Source organism: Marinoscillum sp. 108, from assembly GCF_902506655.1.
Taxonomy (GTDB): Bacteria; Bacteroidota; Bacteroidia; order Cytophagales; family Cyclobacteriaceae; genus Marinoscillum; species Marinoscillum luteum.
The window spans coordinates 445,491-463,920 of sequence record NZ_LR734808.1 but is presented as its reverse complement, the minus strand read 5'-3'; the positions used below and the strand labels follow the sequence as shown (position 1 = coordinate 463,920).

Here is an 18,430-nt window from a genome sequence, read left to right as displayed (position 1 = left end):
GCGCTTTTTAGTCTCAGCTTCTCTTCCTGCTCACATCAAAGTAGCCGAAAGGGTGATTTTGGTATTGAGTAGCTTGGAAATCGGGCAAATCTCCTTGGCCTTTTCGGCTATCTCCTGAAACTGAGCGGCCGAAATCTTGGCCACTTTGCCTTTCAGCTCCAGGTGGCTCATGGTAATGGCGCCATCCTCAAAGGTGATTTTGGCTGCCGTGTCCAGATCGTCCGGAGGAAACCCGGCCTCACTGAGCAGAAAGCTCAACTGCATAGTGAAGCATCCGGCATGCGCCGCTCCTATCAGCTCTTCGGGGTTGGTTCCCACCCCATCTTCAAATCTTGTCTTGAAAGAATACTGAGTATCCTTCAAAGTGGTGCTTTCGGTGGAAATAGTTCCTTTCCCGTCCTTACCTGTTCCTTTCCAGTTGGCACTGGCATTTCGTGTAAATTTCATATCGTGGTTTATTTTAGGTGATTAAAAATCCCTTATCTGTGAAAGATACAATTTCGTAAATTGTTTGCTCAGAACATCCATTTCCCGCTGATTTGTCCAAAGTCTGACTCACAACAACAAAGAATTAAAATATTTAATCTCAAAAACAGAAACATATAGCACCCTCCCGCCGTATCCCTATATTATCTCACAAATAGAAAGATACCATGAAAGGATACCTGGGCGAATTCGAAGAGCTTGTTTTACTCACCATAGCCAATCTGGGCAGCGATGCTTACGGACTGGCCCTGATCAGGGACATCAACGAACGAGCGGGACGCAACCTGAGCATGGGCGGAATGCACTCCACCCTGACCCGTCTGGAAGAAAAAGGCTACATCACCTCCCATCTCGGCGAACCCACCAGGGAACGTGGGGGGCGCAGAAAGCGCTATTTTGAGCTAACCAATAGTGGAATTGCCAGCCTGAATGACATGAAAGCACTCCGCGACGAACTCTGGGCCAACGCCAAAGTGAACCTGTCGATATGAAGAAATCACGCACACCCTCCCCCCCACGGCTTGCCCAAAGGATCTTCCAATGGTGGGCCGGATCGGCCGATACAGAAGATCTCCTCGGCGATCTGGATGAGCAGTTTGTCTACAATCTGCAGACCAAAGGAAGACGCAGGTCACAATGGATCTACAGCCTACAGGTCTGCTCACTCCTGTTTTCATATGCCCTCAGAAAGCGCAAGCGCGCAGCCTCCTACTCCACCTACTACCCCAATAACTCCATGGCCATGCTCCAGAATTATTTCAAAATAGCCATCAGAAACTTTCAGAAACAAAAGCTCTTCACGGTCATCAACATCGTGGGACTGGCCCTCGGCATGTCTATATGCCTTCTGGCACTTTCCATGTTTGTGTCCATTTTTCGATTCGATGAGTTTCACACTCAGAAGGATCGCATTTTCCAGGTCAACACCCGAATAGCTGACCGCAATCAAAAGGACCTGTATGCCTCCACGTTCAATGCCGTAGGTGATTATATGGGTGAAAAGTATCCCTTTATTGAGCAGGTCATCAAGATAAAAAGTGGATTCAATCCCGAAATCCACCATCAGGGTAACCTCATGTCTTTCCATGGGTACTTTGCGGGTTCTTCCTTTTTCGAGACGTTCAGCTTCCCGCTGATCAGCGGTAATCCCGCAACCGCACTGGCAGAACCTTTCAGCATCGTTTTGACCAAATCAGTGGCCGAAACGCTTTTTCGGGATGTCAATCCCATGGGCAAGACCCTTGAAACAGCGACAGGAACTTACCGGGTCACCGGAGTGATGGCAGACCTGAAGCAAACCCATTTCTACTTTCAGGTACTCACCTCCCATCAGACTTATGAAATACTACATGCAGGAACGAACCTGCAGTCTGACTGGAAAACCTATCGAAATAATTATGTCTACCTCCTACTAAAACCCAATACTTCACCCGAAGCGCTGAGTGACGCCCTTGCACAGGTGAGTGCTAGGGCCTCAGAGTTCAACCCCGATCGGAGCATTATCCTGGAATCGACCAAACTCGCACGCATTATTCCTTCCTGGAGCATCAGCAACGGATTGGGAGTAGGTTGGGACCTGCCCACCATGATTTTCTTCATGGCGCTGGGGCTGCTCATTCTTATGCCAGCCATTTTCAACTATACCAACCTCTCCGTCGCCCGAGCACTCAGACGAGCAAAAGAAATAGGCATCAGAAAGGTAGTGGGTGCCGAAAAAAATCAGATCCGGGCGCAGTTTGTTGTGGAGACCATCCTGCTCACGTTCCTGGCGCTCATTGGTTCCATTTTCATTTTCAAACTCATACAGACGGAATTTCTCACCATGATCATCGGCGCAGATTCACTGGACACTTCGCTCAGTCTGTCTGTGCTAGCGGTATTCATTCTATTCAGCCTGATCATCGGGATTGTGGCGGGAATCTTCCCGGCAATGTACTTCTCCAGGCTCAACCCCATTCATACCATCAAAGGCGAAATTAAGAGCAGATCGGGTGGTGTTTCGGGGATCAGAAAGGGGCTTTTTGTTTTTCAGTTTTTCGTGTCACTGGTCTTCATCATTGGGGTGGGTGCCATTACTAAGCAATATGCCTATGTCCTCAACTACAACCACGGGTTTCAGTCAGACAACATTTTGGCGGTCCCTTTTCAAAACATTGACAAACAAGTGGTCATCAATGAGTTCAAAACTCACCCGGATGTAAAGGCGGTTACTGCTGCCTCCAACCTACCCGGACTCCCACTCCCCATCATGGTGGACATCACACCTAATGAAATAGACACCCTCACCGTCCATCAGGTATTCATAGGTGAGGATTTTATTGAGAATATGGGCATGACCCTCACATGGGGAGAAAGTGGCAACCAACAACGGTCTACTCGAAACGAGGAGCTGGTGCTGGTGAATGAGCAGTTTCTCAGGTCCATGGCCGTGTTTGGTGCTCAGCAAGATTCACTTGTTTTTTCCCTGGGTGATGGCACCAGGTGCCGCATTGTAGGGGTGCTCAAAGATTTCAATTTTGAACCGCTGAATGAACTCATTCAACCTCTGGTTTTCCTATATTCACTCGCAGAAAGCAACTTCGCTCTCCTTACTGTTCACTCCAAAGACATCAAGAAAACAATCAATGACCTGGACGCCATCTGGACGGGCATCGACCAAAAAGTCTCATTTGAGGCCTCCTTTCTGGATGACAAAATTGAACAGGCCTACTACTTTCTGGTCATCCAGATCAAAATTTTTGGGTTTCTAAGCGCTTTAGCCATCGTCATTTCCTGCCTGGGCCTACTGGGGATGGTCTCCTACACTACCGAGAACCGTACCAAGGAGATTGCCATCAGGAAAATCATGGGTGCTTCCAATAACAGCCTCTACTACACCCTGACAAAAGATTTCGTGAAACTCATCCTGATCGCCGCAGTGATCGCTATTCCCTTCTCCTACTTCTTTTATGACATGGTCTTACTAAGAGTCTTTTTGAGCTATAGTGATGGGTTGGGCCTACCGGAAATGGTGCTCAGCATCGCTTTCCTTTTCCTAGTTGGTTTTGCGGCTATCTACTGGCAAACCTTTCGGGTAACCAGGGAAAATCCTGCATCCAATCTGAGGCATGAGTAGGTGTTTGAAATCGCAACTTTAATTCGAATTGTCCATCAACCACCTCACCATCTCTGCAACAATCGACTGCCAGTAGGATTCGTTGTGCTGCATATCGGGGTGCACCGCGGTATGAATCTGATCCTTTGGGAAGTCCCGCGAAACGAGCTGATCAGCTATCCTGGTCATATTGGTGGCTGTGGAAGCCTCCTCAGCTCCTCCAGCCGAGAGGTATAGTCGGGTCTTGGGATGAAGTGCTACCGTATCTGTAAAATCAAAAATCTCCGGATTAAACCAAAAAGCTGGTGATGGAGCTCCTACCCTGCCAAATACTTCCGGATATTTCATGCCGGCATAGTAGGAAATCAATCCACCCAATGAGCTCCCCACAATGGCCGTATGAGCAGCCTCCGGCCTTGTTCTGTAATGATCATCTATAAGTGGCTTGAGTGTTTTTATCAGAAAATCGACATAAGCTACACCTTCTCCACCTCCATAATCTGCGTTGGACCATGGGGCGTATTCATCAATTCTTTTGTCACCACCATTGTCTACAGCCACCACCATCGCTGTGAAACCTTCCTGCTCATAAAGTTCATTGAGCGCTTCATCCACACCCCATTCCCCGGAGAAGGAACTCGCCGCGTCAAAAACGTTTTGTCCATCGTGCATGTAGATAACCGGATACCGATCATCGCTCTCTGTATAATCCGGGGGTAAGTAAATCCAAATCCTTCTGGACCTATTGAGCTGAGGTATTTCAAACTGGTCAATAGTCGTCACATTTGACGCACGTGTAGAACTCACTGGATTGGCTGTGCCTGACAAGTCTTCCCATGAGGCAATACTCACGATGACGGTATCAGGCAACCCGGTAAAGGAATAACTCCGATTTTCGATCTTCTCACCAGATGCATTCCCCTCTACGGTTGCCCAGCTTCCCCTTGTAAACTTAAATGCAATGGGAGCATCGCCATCGAGGGTGATGTAGGGTTGGTCACCTTTCTGCAATAAGAAATCACCGTCCGCCGGATTCCACCCATTGAACGAACCCGCTATATAAATAGAATCCCCTTCGGGATGATTATCCGGCAGGCTTTCAATGAGAAACGTTACCTGTCCCGAGCTTGCAAAACTCACAGTCAGGGCAATCAGGAATAGCGCGCATTTTACCAGCATCATTTCAAGTGACATGTTCAAAGCACTCCTTTAGTACTTGGGAGGCTGCTCATCTCATCCGGGTTCCGCTTAATGGCCATTTTGATGGCCTTAGCCCATGCCTTGAAGATCCCTTCGATTTTATGGTGTTCGTTGTCTCCCTCAGCTTTGATGTTGAGGTTACATTTGGCGGTATCTGAGAAGGATTTGAAAAAATGCATGAACATCTCAGTAGGCATCTCTCCTATTTTTTCTCTTTTGAACTCCGGCTCCCATACGAGCCAGGGACGACCGCCAAAATCAATGGCTACCTGAGCCAACACATCGTCCATGGGCAGTAAAAACCCATACCGGTTGATTCCCTTTTTATCACCCAGGGCCTTCAAAAAGCATTCACCCAGCGCAAGCGCCGTATCTTCTATGGTGTGGTGCTCATCTATGTGCAAATCACCCTTTACCTTCACAGTCAGGTCAATGCCGCCATGCTTACCCAGCTGATCCAGCATGTGATCAAAAAAACCAAGCCCGGTCTCTATGGAAGTATTCCCGGCACCATCCAAATTCACCGCTATGGCGATATCAGTCTCTTTGGTGGTTCGCTGTACCGAAGCTTTTCTGGGATGCAAAATCAAATATTCATAGATCTCCTTCCAACTGGCGGTGGTCAACTCAGCATCGGTTACGGCCTCTTCAGCTATGTGGATGGCTTTACACCCCAGGTTTCTTGCCAGCTGCACATCAGTGGCCCTATCTCCCAGGACATAGCTGTTTTTGAGATCAAAAGTACCATCCTGATATTGCGTGAGCATGCCCGTACCCGGTTTCCTATTGGGGTGGTTGTCCTTTGGGAAATGTTCGTCTATGTGCACAGAATCAAACTTGATCCCCTCACTCTCCAGGGTCCTCATGATCAGATTATGCACCGGCCAGAAGGTATCCTCAGGAAAAGCATCTGTACCAAGACCATCCTGATTGGTGACCATAGCTAACACATAGTTGGATTCAGCCTGAATTTTTCTCAGGTAAAAAAACACATCGGGTAGGAAATTGAGCTTGTCAATGTGATCGATTTGTTCGTCTGCTGTCTCGGCATTGATAGTGCCGTCACGGTCTATAAAAAGGATTGGTCTCATGGATACAAATTAAATGAACTAAACTAAAACTACCGTGAGGCAGTGCTTTTCAATAAGTGAAATAGCTTTTACTCAAAAGAATGAAGCAAGCCCACGAGCCTGCTGTTTTCAGCTGGTGTGCCTACAGTAATCCTCAGGCAACCTTTGCAATGCAATTCTTTGGTTCGATTTCTCACAATGACCTTGTGCCCTATCAGGTAGTCAAAGAGTTCGTCAGACCTTTCAAATCGCACGAGCAGGAAATTGGCATGACTTGACACCACTTCCTGTACCAGCAATAGGTCAGCCAGCACTGCTTTTAGTTTGTCCCGCTCCTCCAGCAATATCTTTACCTGATCTATTTTCTTCGTCTCATGCGACAAAGCCTCCAGCGCCAGGGTCTGATTGGCCAAACTGAGGTTATAAGGTGGTTTGATTTTTTCAAGCATACTGATCACGAAAGGATCACCCATGGCCACCCCCACTCTGATACCCGCCATTCCCCACGCCTTGCTCAAAGTTTGGAGAACCACCAGGTTTCGGTAATGCTCCAGCTCGGCAATCCAGCTTGGTTCAGAAGAAAAGTCGATATAGGCTTCATCCACCACCACTATCCCCGGGAAGCTCTTAAGGATATCCAGAATAATTTCTCTGGAAAGCAGATTTCCGGTGGGGTTATTGGGCGAACACAAAAACAAGAGCTTGGAGCTACCGTTCCAAACCTCTTTGAGTTCCTTAAAGTCAATGCGAAAATCGGGCGTAAGTGGCACCAATACGTTCTCTACAGCATTGATAGCCGCACTCACACTGTACATCCCATACGTAGGAGGCATGGTGATAATGTGATCTTGTCTGGGCTCACAAAATAGTCTAATCAATAAATCAATCGGCTCATCACTGCCATTTCCAAAAAATATCCGATCCGTGCTGATGCCTTTGATTTCAGACCATCGCTGCTTCAGCGCCTTATGGTGTGGATCTGGGTAGCGATTGTACAGCACTTCGGTGGCGGAGCCCAATGAATTCTCATTGGCATCCAGGAAGACCTCAGCTTCCCCTTCAAATTCATCTCTTGCCGAAGAGTAAGCTTTCACCTCCTTCAGGTGATCCCTTATCAGGTTTTCCGGTGATCCCATCTTCTCTTAATTTGTTTAGTCTGACAGTAACTGCATTTTTGTGTGCATCGAGCAGTTCGGCTTCCGCCATGCGCTCAATGGTGGGGCCTAAAAGTAAAAGTCCCTCTTTGGTAATCCGCTGGTATGTAATGTTTTTCACAAAACTATCCAGAGACACCCCGCTAAATGACCTGGCCCACCCATTGGTAGGCAAGGTGTGATTGGTCCCTGAGGCATAATCCCCTGCCGACTCTGGGGTGTATTCTCCCACAAATACAGAGCCTGCATTCACCACTTTTTCGGCCATTTTTTCGGCCTTTTCAATACTTATGATCAAATGCTCAGGGCCATAATCATTCACAATCTTCAACGCCTCCTTCTTGCCTTCCACCACAATAATGGCACTCTTGGACAAGGCCTTCTCCGCAATTTTCTTCCTGCTCAAACCTGCCAACTGCCTGACCACCTCATTATTGATTTCCTCTGCTTTCTTCAGGCTGGTCGACACCAAAATCACCTGACTATCAGGGCCATGCTCTGCCTGTGCCAATAGGTCGGACGCCGCGTATACAGCATCTGAGTTCTTATCCACTACCACCATGACCTCTGAAGGACCGGCGGGCATGTCAATGGCTACATCCTGCTTGGCCAGCATTTGTTTGGCTACCGTCACATACTGGTTTCCCGGGCCAAATATCTTATCTACCTTAGGAACAGAGGCAGTACCATACCCCATCGCTGCGATGGCCTGGGCACCTCCAAGCTTCAGCACCTTACTCACCCCTACCAGCTGTGCCGTATAGAGCACCACCGGATTAATCTTACCCAATCTGTTGGTCGGAGAGGAAATGATAATCTCTTCGCATCCTGCTATTTTCGCAGGAATGGCCAACATGAGCACCGTAGAAAACAAAGGTGCTGATCCGCCGGGTACATAGAGCCCTACTTTCTGAATGGGAACAGAACGACGGCTGCACACCACCCCCGGCATCACCTCCATCACCAACTGCTGCTGGCGTTGGGCTTCATGAAATTTCTTCACATTCTGATAAGCAATCTGAATGGCTTCCTTGAGGGTGGCGGGCACTTCGTCAGCGGCAGAGGCAAACTCCTCCTCCGAAATCCAAAGATCCTCCAACTCTACGTGATCATACTCCAGAGCCAGTTTTCGCAGGGCTTTGTCGCCACCTCGCTTTACCTTTTCGAGAATAGGTTCGACCACCTTTTCTATTTTAGAAAAATCATAGGAAGGTCGCTGAAGTATTTCTACCAACTGCTCGCCTTCCGGGTTTTCGTAAACGGGGATCATTTGATCATTTTTTCAATTGGAACGACTAATATACCTTCGGCTCCTGCCTCCCGGAGCTTCTCTATGTTTTCCCAAAAATCATCCTCATTGATCACCGAATGAATGCTGCTCCAACCCTCCTGTGCCAACGGCAAAACGGTCGGGCTCCGCATTCCAGGCAGCAGACTAATGATTTTGTCCAGTGAATCATTGGGCGCATTGAGCAAAACATACTTATTGTTTTTCCCTTCCAGTACCGAGTTGATTCTGAAAATGAGCTGATTCAGCAACACTCTTTTTTCGTCGCTCAGCTTGCTATCGGCTACCATCACGGCCTCCGATTTCATCACGGTCTCCACTTCTTTGAGCCCATTGCTGAGTAAGGTACTGCCGGAACTCACAATATCGCAGATTCCTTCTGCCAACCCAATGCCCGGTGCGATCTCCACTGATCCGCTGATCTGATGGATCTCAGCGGTGATCCCTTTCGTATCCAAAAACTTCTTGAGGATATTAGGATAGGAAGTAGCGATATTTTTGCCTTCAAAAAATGAAATATCACTGTATTTCTCCTCTCTGGGTACAGCCAAAGAAAGACGGCACCTGGAGAACCCCAGATGTTTGACCACCTCTATCTGCTTCTGATACTCTTCATGAACATTCTGACCAACAATACCAATATCGGCGATTCCATCCTCTACATACCCCGGAATATCATCATCCCTGAGGAAAAGGAATTCGATGGGAAAATTGGAAGATTGTGCCTTCAGCTTTTTGGCACCATTGTTAAACTTAATACCACATTCTTTGAAGAGCCTCAATGAGTCTTCGCTTAGTCTGCCAGATTTTTGAATGGCTACTTTTAGATTCGACATAAGGGAAATTATGAAATGAAATGAGATTTGTATGAGAGATATATGCGCAATTGATCTTATTTACTCAGAGAGAGTATGCCTTAAGAGCAATGATGGGGGTGATGATGCAGCGCGTATGTCATGTCAGCAAATGTATAACTGAAATCTTGATAAAATCAATAGTATATAAAAAAACCCCGTCGATGCGGGGTTATTTTTTTGTTATGCGTTGTCCAATCCAAAGGTCCAAACTGGCACCTGAGAGTGATTGACCACATCTTCAGCAATACTTCCTGCCAGAAAATGCCCCACTCCTCTTCTTTGCTTGGTTCCAATAGCAATCAGATCTGCCCCGATATCCTCTGCATAAGCGATCACTCCATCTTCTTCATTAGAGAAGTTGTAGCTCTCGTGAGTATAGTTTTCAATTCCAAACTTGGAGATAAACTCTTCCATCTGTTTGCGGTCGTGGCGAGTAGATGTAAAACTCGCCGGAGTATTGATTTTTACCATTCTCAGTTTTGCTCCGAATATTTTCTGCAGCTTCTTCACATGCTCCACAAAGGAAGTTGGCACATCATGATAGTTGGATGCCAACACGATATCCTTCACATCGCTCGCACTGGTAGCCTTGGCTATGGTGATCACGGGACATTTGGAATAACGTACCATCCGCTCAGCATTGGATCCTACCAAAAACTCTTCAGCGCCAGAAGAACCAGATGTACCCATTACTACCAATTCGATACCAGAAGTTTTTATTTCTTCAGAGATCTCCTTGAAAGGCTGACCAAGGACTATCTTATATTTCAACGTAATGTCCTTATAGCTGGAATCTGCCATGATGGCCTCCATTTTTCCCTTTGCGGTATCAATCAGCATTTTGATGTAAAGGCTCTGCATTGGGTCGTGCCCCACGATCCCCATGGTCTTGATGGTGTCAGGAGTGGGTTGTTCTATGACATTGATCAGTGTGACCTTGCAATCACTACCCTTTCGGGCAAGATCTGTAGCGAAGTTAAGTGCATGGTGAGCTACATCTGAAAAGTCATATGGTACTAGAATATTCTTCATGGCCTTTTGATTATTTTAAAATTTTGGATTTGATTCTAAGTTAATCAAATCTGTGTGTTTTACAATTTGATATTTGTCAGCCAAACAGCACCTGACCTATACCAAATAGTATGACAAAAATCAGTGTAGTCAAAGCCAACTGCTTCAAAAACGGGTCAAGGCCCTCAGATGTTTTCTTTATTTTGACTGCCCGTGCATTGGAAAAGAGCATAGGAAGCACCACAAGGAAAAGAAAGGAAAACCCTCTGGGATTCACAATAGACACATAAACACAGCTGGATACCATGGCCAGACTCAGCAAAATCCAATGGTATACAATGGCATTGACCCTGCCTATCCTTACAGGGATGCTGTGCTTGCCTGCCAGCTTATCAGATTCAATGTCGCGGATGTTGTTCACATTGAGAACGCCCACGGCCAGCAGACCACAGCTCAATGCCGGCAGCAATATCAAAAGGTTCAACGTATGGGCATACAGATAATAACTACCTCCCACGCCCACCAATCCGAAGAAAATGAGCACAAACAAATCCCCAAACCCCGCATATCCATAGGGCCGCTTACCCACAGTATATTTGATGGCCGCAACGATGGCGCCTAATCCCAGAACCAGGAAAACAATGATTTCAGTCCATCTGTCTCCAAAAGACAGAAAGATCAACCACAGACCCGAACACAACGAAAGCAGAGAGAAGACAATCAAAGCCTTCTTCATAGCACTCTGAGAGATGAGGCCCGCTGATACCGTACGTTTCGGGCCGGTACGATGCTCCCCGTCCACACCGGATGTAGCATCACCATAATCATTGGCCAGATTGGAAAGTACCTGAAGAAACAATGTGGTAACAAGACTCCATATGAGAATAGGCCAGTTGAAAAAGCCATTGGACGCGGCAAGGAAAGCCCCCATGAAAATACAGGAAAATGCCAACGGCAAGGTTCGGAATCTGAATGCCTGTATCCAGGCTTTAATCTTTTTCATGCTGGGTACAAATTCATCACATGCGATCAGGTACGGCGATACCCAGGAGCCCCATGGATCGTTTGATCACCTGAGCCACCGCTTTAGACAGTGCTATCCTCAGTCCGACCACCTCTTTTTGTTCTTCATTGAAAATAGGCACCTCCTGATAAAACCCATTATACTCCTTGGCCAGGTCATACACATACTGAGCTACCAGTGCGGGAGAATAGTCCCTCGCGGCGGCTGCAATGGTCTTGGGAAAGTCGGTGAGTTTGTGAATAAGTTCTAGCTCTCTGGGGTGCAGCGTAATACCTGTAGTATCAAACTCTGCTGGCACCTCAAGTGTCCGGGCCCGGCGTAAGATCGCAGATATACGCGCATGTGTGTATTGAATAAAAGGGCCCGTGTTTCCCTGAAACTCGATAGACTCCTGTGGATCAAACAGCATTCGCTTTTTCGGGTCTACTTTCAACAGGAAGTATTTGATCGCTCCCAACCCTAGGGTACGGTAAAGCGCTTCGGCTTCTTCCTCTGTGAGTCCTTCTATTTTGCCCAATTCGCGGGTTTGGCGCTCAGCAGTATCAAACATCTCCTGCATGATATCGTCAGCATCCACCACGGTGCCTTCGCGGGATTTCATTTTGCCCGATGGCAGGTCCACCATTCCGTATGACAGGTGGTAGAGTCCGTCTGCATAAGGTCTTCCCAGCTTCTTCATGATGTTAAAAAGCACCTTGAAGTGATAATCCTGCTCATTACCCACTACATAAACAGATTTTTCGAAAGGAAAATCATCATGCTTGAGCTCACAGGTACCAATGTCCTGAGTGATGTACACAGAAGTACCATCTCCCCGTTGTACGAGCTTTTCATCCAGCTTTTCGGCCGTCAGGTCCACCCACACAGAGCCGTCTTCCTTTTCAAAAAAGACCCCCTTTTCCAGGCCTTCCTGGATGATATCCTTGCCCAGCAGGTAGGTTTGTGACTCATGATATATCTTATCAAACGTGATGCCCATGGTCTGATACGAAGCATCAAAACCTTCAAACACCCAGTCATTCAGTTTCTGCCAAAGCGCAACGGTCTTCTCCTCTCCATCTTCCCACTTTTTGAGCATCTCCTGAGCTTCCAGAATCAGTGGCGCCTGTTTTTTGGCCTCCTCAGGATCCATACCCTGATGTACCAACCCCTCTATTTCCTTTTTGTATTCTTTATCAAAAAGCACATAATACTTACCTATGAGGTGGTCCCCCTTCAATCCCGAGCTGGCCGGTGTCTCTCCATTGCCAAACTTCTCATAAGCCAACATGGACTTACAAATGTGGATTCCCCGATCGTTCACCAGATTCACCTTCATCACCTCACACCCACTGGCTTCCAGTATTTTAGCCACAGAGTCTCCCAGGAAGTTGTTTCTCAGGTGCCCCAGGTGGAGCGGCTTGTTGGTATTGGGTGAGCTGAATTCCACCATCACCTTTTGCCCGTTTCGGGAGAACGTACCAAAGTGCTCATCCTGATGAATCTTATCGAAAGCCGACAGCCAGGTGGAATCTGAAATGGACAGGTTCAGAAACCCTTTCACCACATTGTAATCACTTACAAGCGAAGTATGGCTTTTGAGGTACTCACCGATCAACTGACCAGATTCTTCAGGTCCTTTTTTAGTCTGTTTCAGATAAGAAAAAGTGACCAAAGTGTGTGTTCCTTCAAATTCCTTCCGGGTTGGCTGCAATGAAAAACTATCGGCGTCCAACTCGAAATCAAATAAGCTTTTAAATGCTGCTACGATTTCCTGCTTTAATTCCTTCTCAATTAACTCCATGCTTATGTTTTATTTCTTAGGCAAAAAAACCTCTGCCATCATACATCTGGCACTACCACCACCCAGACACTCAATGGTATCCAGAGAGCTATACAGCAGTTTACCATGTTTGCTCAACTGATCTTTTTGGGCTTCGTCCAGAGACTTAAAAGCGGACTCTGACATGACGATGTACCGTTCATTTTTATCATTTAATACCTGCAGCATGTTTCCGGCGAAGCGCTCCTTTTGCTCCTCAGTGATAAAAATGACTTCCTTCCCAGTGTTTTCAAAAGAACGGATCACCGCACTTTTTTCCAACTCATCATCTATACTCTGAGCGCATATAAGGGCAAACTCCTCTCCCAGGCACATCATCACATTGGTATGGTAAATCGGCAATCGCTCACCATTAACAGTTTGATTGGCCTGAAACGACACAATATCAAATCCGGTGTGTTTCTGAAACTCCTTCAGCACCTCCGGATGGGTGCGCTCAGAAAGGGCCGCATAGGCGATTTTATGCTGTCGGTCGAGAATTAAACTTCCCGTCCCTTCCAAAAATTTGTTTTTAGCCTCCCAGTCCACATAGCCTGAGATGGTCGTGATATTAAAGTTTTTACCAAGATCAGCCAGCAGGTCATCCCGGCGCTCTAGTCGCCGATTCTCTGCATACATAGGGTAAAGAATTACCTCACCTGACTCATGAAAGCTCACCCAGTTGTTGGGAAAGATAGAATCGGGAGTTTCAGGCTCCAGCGTATCATCAAAGACCAGCACCTCCACACCTTCTGCACGGAGCTTTTTAACAAAGCCATCAAACTCCGACAGGGCATTCTCCTGAATCTCCTCCTTTGACAGTCCGGCTATGGTTTTTTGATAATAATTATTCACCGCTGTCTGCTCATTCATATGAAAGGCAACCGGTCGTATCATCATCAGGGTATTTGTGATCTGCTTGCTCATTTTCTTCTCAGGGGTAAAGTAGAACATCTCAACAGCCCTTCCTGCTTGGCGATCTCGGCATAGGGTATCTCCTCCACCGTGATCCCATGACTTCTCAGCCACTCATTGAGTCGGGTGAAATTTCGCTCCGACACCACCACATCCGGGGCGATCGAGAACACATTGCTCATCATATGGTACATCTCACGCTTGGTGATGTGAAAGAGATTTTCCATGCCAAACAAATCTACCAAATACTGATAGTCGGATTCCTGTCGGAAACCTTCTTTGTGGATAATAGCCTTGTCCTTCCCTACGGGCTGAAAACAGCAATCCAGATGCAGGGCGTTGTCCTCTGCAATGGTATTAGACTTATTCAAATCAAATTCCCTGACGGTCTTCTGAGGGAAAAAATCCTTTAGAAACTGAACACCTTCCATGTTGGTGCGAGCTGTGATGAAGCCGGGGTAATCCGGCCCCTTGTAAGTACCTACAAATAGATAATCACCATGAACCATCACATCTCCTCCCTCCACATGTACCTGGTCTGGAGGTTTGATGACCTTATCGGGGTCCATCTGGCTGATTACGTAATCAATGGCTTCCAACTCAGGCTCCCTGTCGGGAAGGATGTTGGATTTGAAAAAATAGTCATCAATCACAAACGCGATATCTCGTGCAAAAATCTGATTGAGATCGGTTCGTAATTCAGGGCGGTAAACCTGCACATCGTACTTTTCAAATACGCGGTTAAAGGCCTCCATCTCAGGGATCATATCAGACTCCTTTGGATAGGTACCTGCCTTGATATGCTCTGCAGACTTGGGGTCATATGCGTCTGCTAAATCTGGGGTGCCGCCGAAACTATCTGCTATGCCTAATATCACAGCTTCAAGGGGTGAAGTTTCGTCTTTAATGTTTAGCTTGATCATTTGGTCATGTTGTTAAACAAGACGGCAAAGCTAAATGATCGAAAACATATTCGGCAGACATCAATTATTAATATTGTAAGGGGTGAGAATTGTGATTTTTTTGTGATCATTGTGCCTCTTTGTAACAGACTGAATTAATCCGAAATGAAAAGCTACTCTGATCTAATTGAGCAAACCTTCTATTTTCCCACCAAAGAATTTCGTGTGGAAAATAATCTACTTTGGTTTCATGATGTAAACCTCATGGAGATCATCAAAGAATATGGCACGCCTCTGAAGCTGTCATACCTTCCTAAGATCAGTGAGAACATTCAGTTCGCAAAGAAGATCTTTACTGATGCCATTCAGAAAAATAGCTACGATGGTACCTATCGCTATTGTTACTGTACCAAATCTTCCCATTTTCAGTTTGTATTGGAGGAAGCACTGAAAAACGACATTCACATTGAGACCTCCAGTGCCTATGACATTCCGATCGTCCGAAACCTCAATAAGTCAGGGCTCCTGAGTAAGGATAGAATGATCGTTTGCAATGGATTTAAGAGACCACTTTATCTGCAGTACATTTCCGACCTGATCAATGATGGTTTTACAAACACCATCCCTGTACTAGACAACCTCAATGAACTGGCTCATTATCATCAAAATATCAAGGGAGATTTCAAGGTGGGCATACGCATTGCAGCGGATGAAGAGCCCAACTTTGCTTTTTATACCTCCCGACTGGGCATCAGGTATCACGACATTGTGCCACACTATAAGGAAATGATTGCCGGGTCAAAGGCCAAGCTGAAGATGCTGCATTTTTTCATTAATACCGGCATCAAGGACAGTGCTTACTACTGGAGTGAACTCAGCAGGTTTATTTACAAATACTGCGAACTGAAAAAGATTTGTCCTGACCTGGATACTGTGGATATCGGTGGGGGCTTTCCGATCAAAAACTCACTTGGTTTCGAATTTGACTATGCCTACATGGCTGATCAGATTGTGGCCAACATCAAATGGATTTGCCAGAAAAATCATGTGCCGGTACCCAACATCGTGACGGAATTTGGCTCATTTACCGTGGGCGAGAGTGGAGCTACCCTCTACTCCATCCTCGATCAGAAACTTCAGAACGACAAAGAGCTCTGGTATATGATGGATGGCTCCTTCATCACGCATATGCCTGATGTGTGGGGACTGAATGAAAAATTCATCATGCTCCCAATCAACCATTGGGATAACCCTCATCATCGGGTAAACATCGGCGGGCTCACCTGCGATAGCCAGGACTACTACGATTCTGAAGCTCATATCGGTGAAGTCTTCCTCCCACGCATTGATGATGAGGAGACGCTGCATTTTGGTTTTTTCCACACTGGAGCCTACCAGGAGTCTCTGGGTGGCTATGGTGGTATCCAGCACTGTCTGATTCCTGCTCCAAAACATGTCATCATCAGAAAGGATGCTAATGGACAAGTCAGTTCGGAGCTCTTCGCACCAGAGCAGGAAAGTGAATCTATGATGAAAATTTTAGGGTACACGAAGGGGTAGTTCCTCTATATTTTGTTTTATTTGAGTAAAGTGTTTTTGCCTCAATGCATTTATTGAGACATGGCGCTATGTTGTCCCCTCTAATCAATTCGTAACGTGCACAAGAATCTGGTCATTATACCAACCTACAATGAGAAAGATAACATCCGTGAAATCACTGCTGCAGTGATGGGTTTGGCTGTTCCTTTTGATTTGTTGATTATTGATGACGGATCACCGGATGGCACTGCGGAGATTGTGAAGGAACTACAGACACAGTGGCCTGAAAAACTACATCTGATAGAGCGTGCAGGGAAACTGGGGCTTGGTACTGCCTACATCAGGGGGTTTCAGTACGCTTTGGAACATGGTTACGACTATGTCTTTGAGATGGATGCAGACTTCTCACACAACCCTCAGGATCTCATCTCCCTGTACCAGACCTGTGCAGATGAGGGTGCCGACTTGGCCATAGGTTCGCGATACATCAAAGGAGTGAATGTGGTCAACTGGCCTATGGGCAGGGTACTGATGTCGTATTTTGCCAGCATCTATGTACGCCTGGTCACCGGTATACCTATCATGGATACCACCGCCGGATTTAAATGTTACCATCGGTCTGTCCTGGAAACCATCGACCCTGAGAAAATCAGCTTTATAGGCTACGCCTTTCAGATAGAAATGAAGTTTACGGCCTGGAAGCATGGCTTCAAAATAGTGGAGGTGCCCATCATCTTTACCGAACGAGCCAAAGGCAGCTCAAAAATGTCAAAAGGAATCTTTAAGGAAGCCGTTTTCGGGGTACTGGAAATGAAAATCAGAAGTCTTTTCAGAAAGTACGAGCCACATCAAAGCTTAATCCGGTAGTTTCTCAGTCGAATCGAATGGATTTGATCGGATTGATCCTTGAAATCACCGAAAGTGGAATGAACAAGGCTATGGCTGTCATCACAATCACAAATAGGTTAAGCAAAATCACCGCTGTAGGGTCAAACTGAATAGGGACATGATTCATGTAGTAATTAGCAGGATCCAATGGAATGAGTTTGTATCGATCCTGTATCCAGCAAAACGAGAGTCCAAGTAAATTCCCCCAAAACACTCCCCTCACAATCAGACCAAGCCCATTGACGAAGAATATTCGTCGGAGCAAGCCATTAGCTGCGCCCAGGGACTTCAGAACACCTATCATCTGGGTGCGCTCCATAATGAGGATCAGAAGGATAGACACCATGTTGAAGGCGGCCACAAACAGCACCAGGCTGAAAAATATGACCACATTCCTGTTGAGCAATCTCAGCCAGTCAAATATCTGCACATACTTATCACTGACTTTATCTACATACAGGTCAGAACTTGTCGCCTCAAAAACCATCGTTTCAGCTTCGTCCATGGTCTCTGGATCATTCAGAAAAACCTCAATCCCTCCAATGGTATTTTCTCCCCACCCATTGATCCGACGGACCAGGTTAATATCACCCAGGATCACCTTTTCATCAAAATCCTCGAGCCCGGTCTCATAGATACCGGTGATTTTCAGGTTGCGGTAGCGGGGTGGATTTTGAATGAAGAACACCAGCACCTCATCGCCCACTTTTAAACTTAAATAATTAGCGATTTTAGTACTCAGCGCCACCTCTGTGCCGTAGCCCTCCTCAGGAAATTTAGGAAAATGCCCATCCACCATGTGCATTGCAAATGCAGTGGTATCAAAGCTCTGGTCGAGCCCTTTCAGGATCACTCCCTGTACCTCATCGTTGGTCTTGAGTAGACCCGCCTTATATGCATAGGTCTGGAGATAATCCACTCCCGGAAGCGCCCTCAGTCCATTCATCAAGGAATCTTCCACCACTATCGACGAGTTTTCAAAAGAAGTGGAAAGTGTGTATTTGCTGATAATCAAATGTCCGCTGAAGCTGTAAATCTTCTGCTTGATGGTATCCTCAAACCCTTTCAAAATCATAAAGGTGCAGATCAACGCTGCCAGAGCCACTGCAATACTCACCACAGCTATCTTATTGATCACCGTGGAGAAGGATCCGGTCTTATTTTTGGAGATACGTCGGGATATGAAATACGGAAGACTCAA

Annotated in this window: 16 protein-coding genes; 4 read left to right on the top strand and 12 right to left on the bottom strand. The window is 46.5% G+C overall.

Going from position 1 to position 18,430, the window contains the following annotated elements:
* Nucleotides 1-30: 30 nt before the first annotated feature.
* Nucleotides 31-447 carry an OsmC family protein gene (locus tag GV030_RS01900; RefSeq protein WP_159579251.1) on the bottom strand — a complete coding sequence of 139 codons (417 nt, stop codon included), beginning with the start codon at nucleotides 445-447 and terminating at the stop codon, nucleotides 31-33.
* Between the two features lie 206 nt (nucleotides 448-653).
* Here GV030_RS01900 and GV030_RS01895 point away from each other — a divergent pair, with 206 nt between their 5' ends.
* Complete coding sequence (locus GV030_RS01895; RefSeq protein WP_159579249.1) at nucleotides 654-977, top strand: PadR family transcriptional regulator; 324 nt, start codon at nucleotides 654-656, stop codon at nucleotides 975-977.
* The gene (locus GV030_RS01890) at nucleotides 974-3,601 is read left to right on the top strand and encodes an ABC transporter permease (RefSeq protein ID WP_159579247.1); all 2,628 of its coding nucleotides are present in this window, start codon (nucleotides 974-976) and stop codon (nucleotides 3,599-3,601) included. Before GV030_RS01895 ends, GV030_RS01890 begins: the two co-directional genes overlap by 4 nt.
* 18 nt (nucleotides 3,602-3,619) lie before the next feature.
* Here the strand turns inward: GV030_RS01890 and GV030_RS01885 are convergent, their stop codons facing one another.
* The 10 genes from GV030_RS01885 to GV030_RS01840 all read right to left on the bottom strand — a co-directional run bounded on the left by GV030_RS01885 (nucleotide 3,620) and on the right by GV030_RS01840 (nucleotide 14,823).
* Nucleotides 3,620-4,762 (bottom strand): alpha/beta hydrolase-fold protein, encoded by a 1,143-nt coding sequence (locus GV030_RS01885; RefSeq protein WP_159579245.1) that lies wholly within the window; start codon nucleotides 4,760-4,762, stop codon nucleotides 3,620-3,622.
* Nucleotides 4,763-4,776: 14 nt separating this feature from the next.
* Nucleotides 4,777-5,871 (bottom strand): bifunctional histidinol-phosphatase/imidazoleglycerol-phosphate dehydratase HisB, encoded by a 1,095-nt coding sequence (gene hisB / locus GV030_RS01880; protein ID WP_159579243.1) that lies wholly within the window; start codon nucleotides 5,869-5,871, stop codon nucleotides 4,777-4,779.
* A 68-nt stretch (nucleotides 5,872-5,939) separates the two neighbouring features.
* A complete protein-coding gene (gene hisC, locus GV030_RS01875) occupies nucleotides 5,940-6,986 on the bottom strand; it encodes a histidinol-phosphate transaminase (protein WP_159579241.1) in 1,047 nt (348 codons plus the stop codon).
* Nucleotides 6,916-8,271, bottom strand: coding sequence for a histidinol dehydrogenase (gene hisD, locus GV030_RS01870; protein WP_255465462.1), 1,356 nt, complete (start codon nucleotides 8,269-8,271; stop codon nucleotides 6,916-6,918). The genes hisC and hisD overlap by 71 nt, the downstream gene beginning before the upstream one ends.
* Nucleotides 8,271-9,128, bottom strand: a complete 858-nt coding sequence (hisG, locus tag GV030_RS01865) for an ATP phosphoribosyltransferase (RefSeq protein WP_159579237.1) — start codon at nucleotides 9,126-9,128, stop codon at nucleotides 8,271-8,273. Before hisG ends, hisD begins: the two co-directional genes overlap by 1 nt.
* A 201-nt stretch (nucleotides 9,129-9,329) precedes the next feature.
* Entirely contained in the window at nucleotides 9,330-10,181 is an 852-nt protein-coding gene (locus GV030_RS01860; protein ID WP_159579235.1) for a universal stress protein, read from the bottom strand.
* A 76-nt stretch (nucleotides 10,182-10,257) separates the two neighbouring features.
* Nucleotides 10,258-11,163, bottom strand: a complete 906-nt coding sequence (locus GV030_RS01855; protein WP_159579233.1) for a 1,4-dihydroxy-2-naphthoate polyprenyltransferase — start codon at nucleotides 11,161-11,163, stop codon at nucleotides 10,258-10,260.
* Nucleotides 11,164-11,179: 16 nt separating this feature from the next.
* Nucleotides 11,180-12,967, bottom strand: a complete 1,788-nt coding sequence (gene argS, locus GV030_RS01850; protein ID WP_159579231.1) for an arginine--tRNA ligase — start codon at nucleotides 12,965-12,967, stop codon at nucleotides 11,180-11,182.
* 9 nt (nucleotides 12,968-12,976) lie between these two features.
* Entirely contained in the window at nucleotides 12,977-13,912 is a 936-nt protein-coding gene (gene ctlX / locus GV030_RS01845; RefSeq protein ID WP_221413269.1) for a citrulline utilization hydrolase CtlX, read from the bottom strand.
* Nucleotides 13,909-14,823, bottom strand: coding sequence for a dimethylarginine dimethylaminohydrolase family protein (locus tag GV030_RS01840; protein WP_159579229.1), 915 nt, complete (start codon nucleotides 14,821-14,823; stop codon nucleotides 13,909-13,911). Before GV030_RS01840 ends, ctlX begins: the two co-directional genes overlap by 4 nt.
* Before the next feature lie 144 nt (nucleotides 14,824-14,967).
* On the opposite strand from GV030_RS01840, the gene GV030_RS01835 reads away from it, so the two are divergent.
* Both GV030_RS01835 and GV030_RS01830 read left to right on the top strand, forming a co-directional pair.
* Complete coding sequence (locus GV030_RS01835; RefSeq protein WP_159579227.1) at nucleotides 14,968-16,362, top strand: arginine decarboxylase; 1,395 nt, start codon at nucleotides 14,968-14,970, stop codon at nucleotides 16,360-16,362.
* 96 nt (nucleotides 16,363-16,458) lie between these two features.
* On the top strand, nucleotides 16,459-17,208 hold the full coding sequence (locus GV030_RS01830; protein ID WP_159579225.1) for a polyprenol monophosphomannose synthase: 750 nt from the start codon (nucleotides 16,459-16,461) through the stop codon (nucleotides 17,206-17,208).
* A 4-nt stretch (nucleotides 17,209-17,212) separates the two neighbouring features.
* On the opposite strand, the gene GV030_RS01825 is transcribed toward GV030_RS01830, so the two are convergent.
* Entirely contained in the window at nucleotides 17,213-18,430 is a 1,218-nt protein-coding gene (locus GV030_RS01825) for an FtsX-like permease family protein (protein ID WP_159579223.1), read from the bottom strand.

Bases quoted from the DNA above. Each gene is read 5' to 3' on its own strand.
- GV030_RS01840 (WP_159579229.1), bottom strand. From the start codon at position 14,823: ATGATCAAGCTAAACATTAAAGACGAAACTTCACCCCTTGAAGCTGTG.
- GV030_RS01900 (WP_159579251.1), bottom strand. From the start codon at position 447: ATGAAATTTACACGAAATGCCAGTGCCAACTGGAAAGGAACAGGTAAG.
- argS (WP_159579231.1), bottom strand. From the start codon at position 12,967: ATGGAGTTAATTGAGAAGGAATTAAAGCAGGAAATCGTAGCAGCATTT.
- GV030_RS01835 (WP_159579227.1), top strand. From the start codon at position 14,968: ATGAAAAGCTACTCTGATCTAATTGAGCAAACCTTCTATTTTCCCACC.
- GV030_RS01860 (WP_159579235.1), bottom strand. From the start codon at position 10,181: ATGAAGAATATTCTAGTACCATATGACTTTTCAGATGTAGCTCACCAT.
- GV030_RS01895 (WP_159579249.1), top strand. From the start codon at position 654: ATGAAAGGATACCTGGGCGAATTCGAAGAGCTTGTTTTACTCACCATA.
- hisB (WP_159579243.1), bottom strand. From the start codon at position 5,871: ATGAGACCAATCCTTTTTATAGACCGTGACGGCACTATCAATGCCGAG.
- GV030_RS01885 (WP_159579245.1), bottom strand. From the start codon at position 4,762: ATGATGCTGGTAAAATGCGCGCTATTCCTGATTGCCCTGACTGTGAGT.
- ctlX (WP_221413269.1), bottom strand. From the start codon at position 13,912: ATGAGCAAGCAGATCACAAATACCCTGATGATGATACGACCGGTTGCC.
- hisC (WP_159579241.1), bottom strand. From the start codon at position 6,986: ATGGGATCACCGGAAAACCTGATAAGGGATCACCTGAAGGAGGTGAAA.
- hisG (WP_159579237.1), bottom strand. From the start codon at position 9,128: ATGTCGAATCTAAAAGTAGCCATTCAAAAATCTGGCAGACTAAGCGAA.
- GV030_RS01890 (WP_159579247.1), top strand. From the start codon at position 974: ATGAAGAAATCACGCACACCCTCCCCCCCACGGCTTGCCCAAAGGATC.
- GV030_RS01855 (WP_159579233.1), bottom strand. From the start codon at position 11,163: ATGAAAAAGATTAAAGCCTGGATACAGGCATTCAGATTCCGAACCTTG.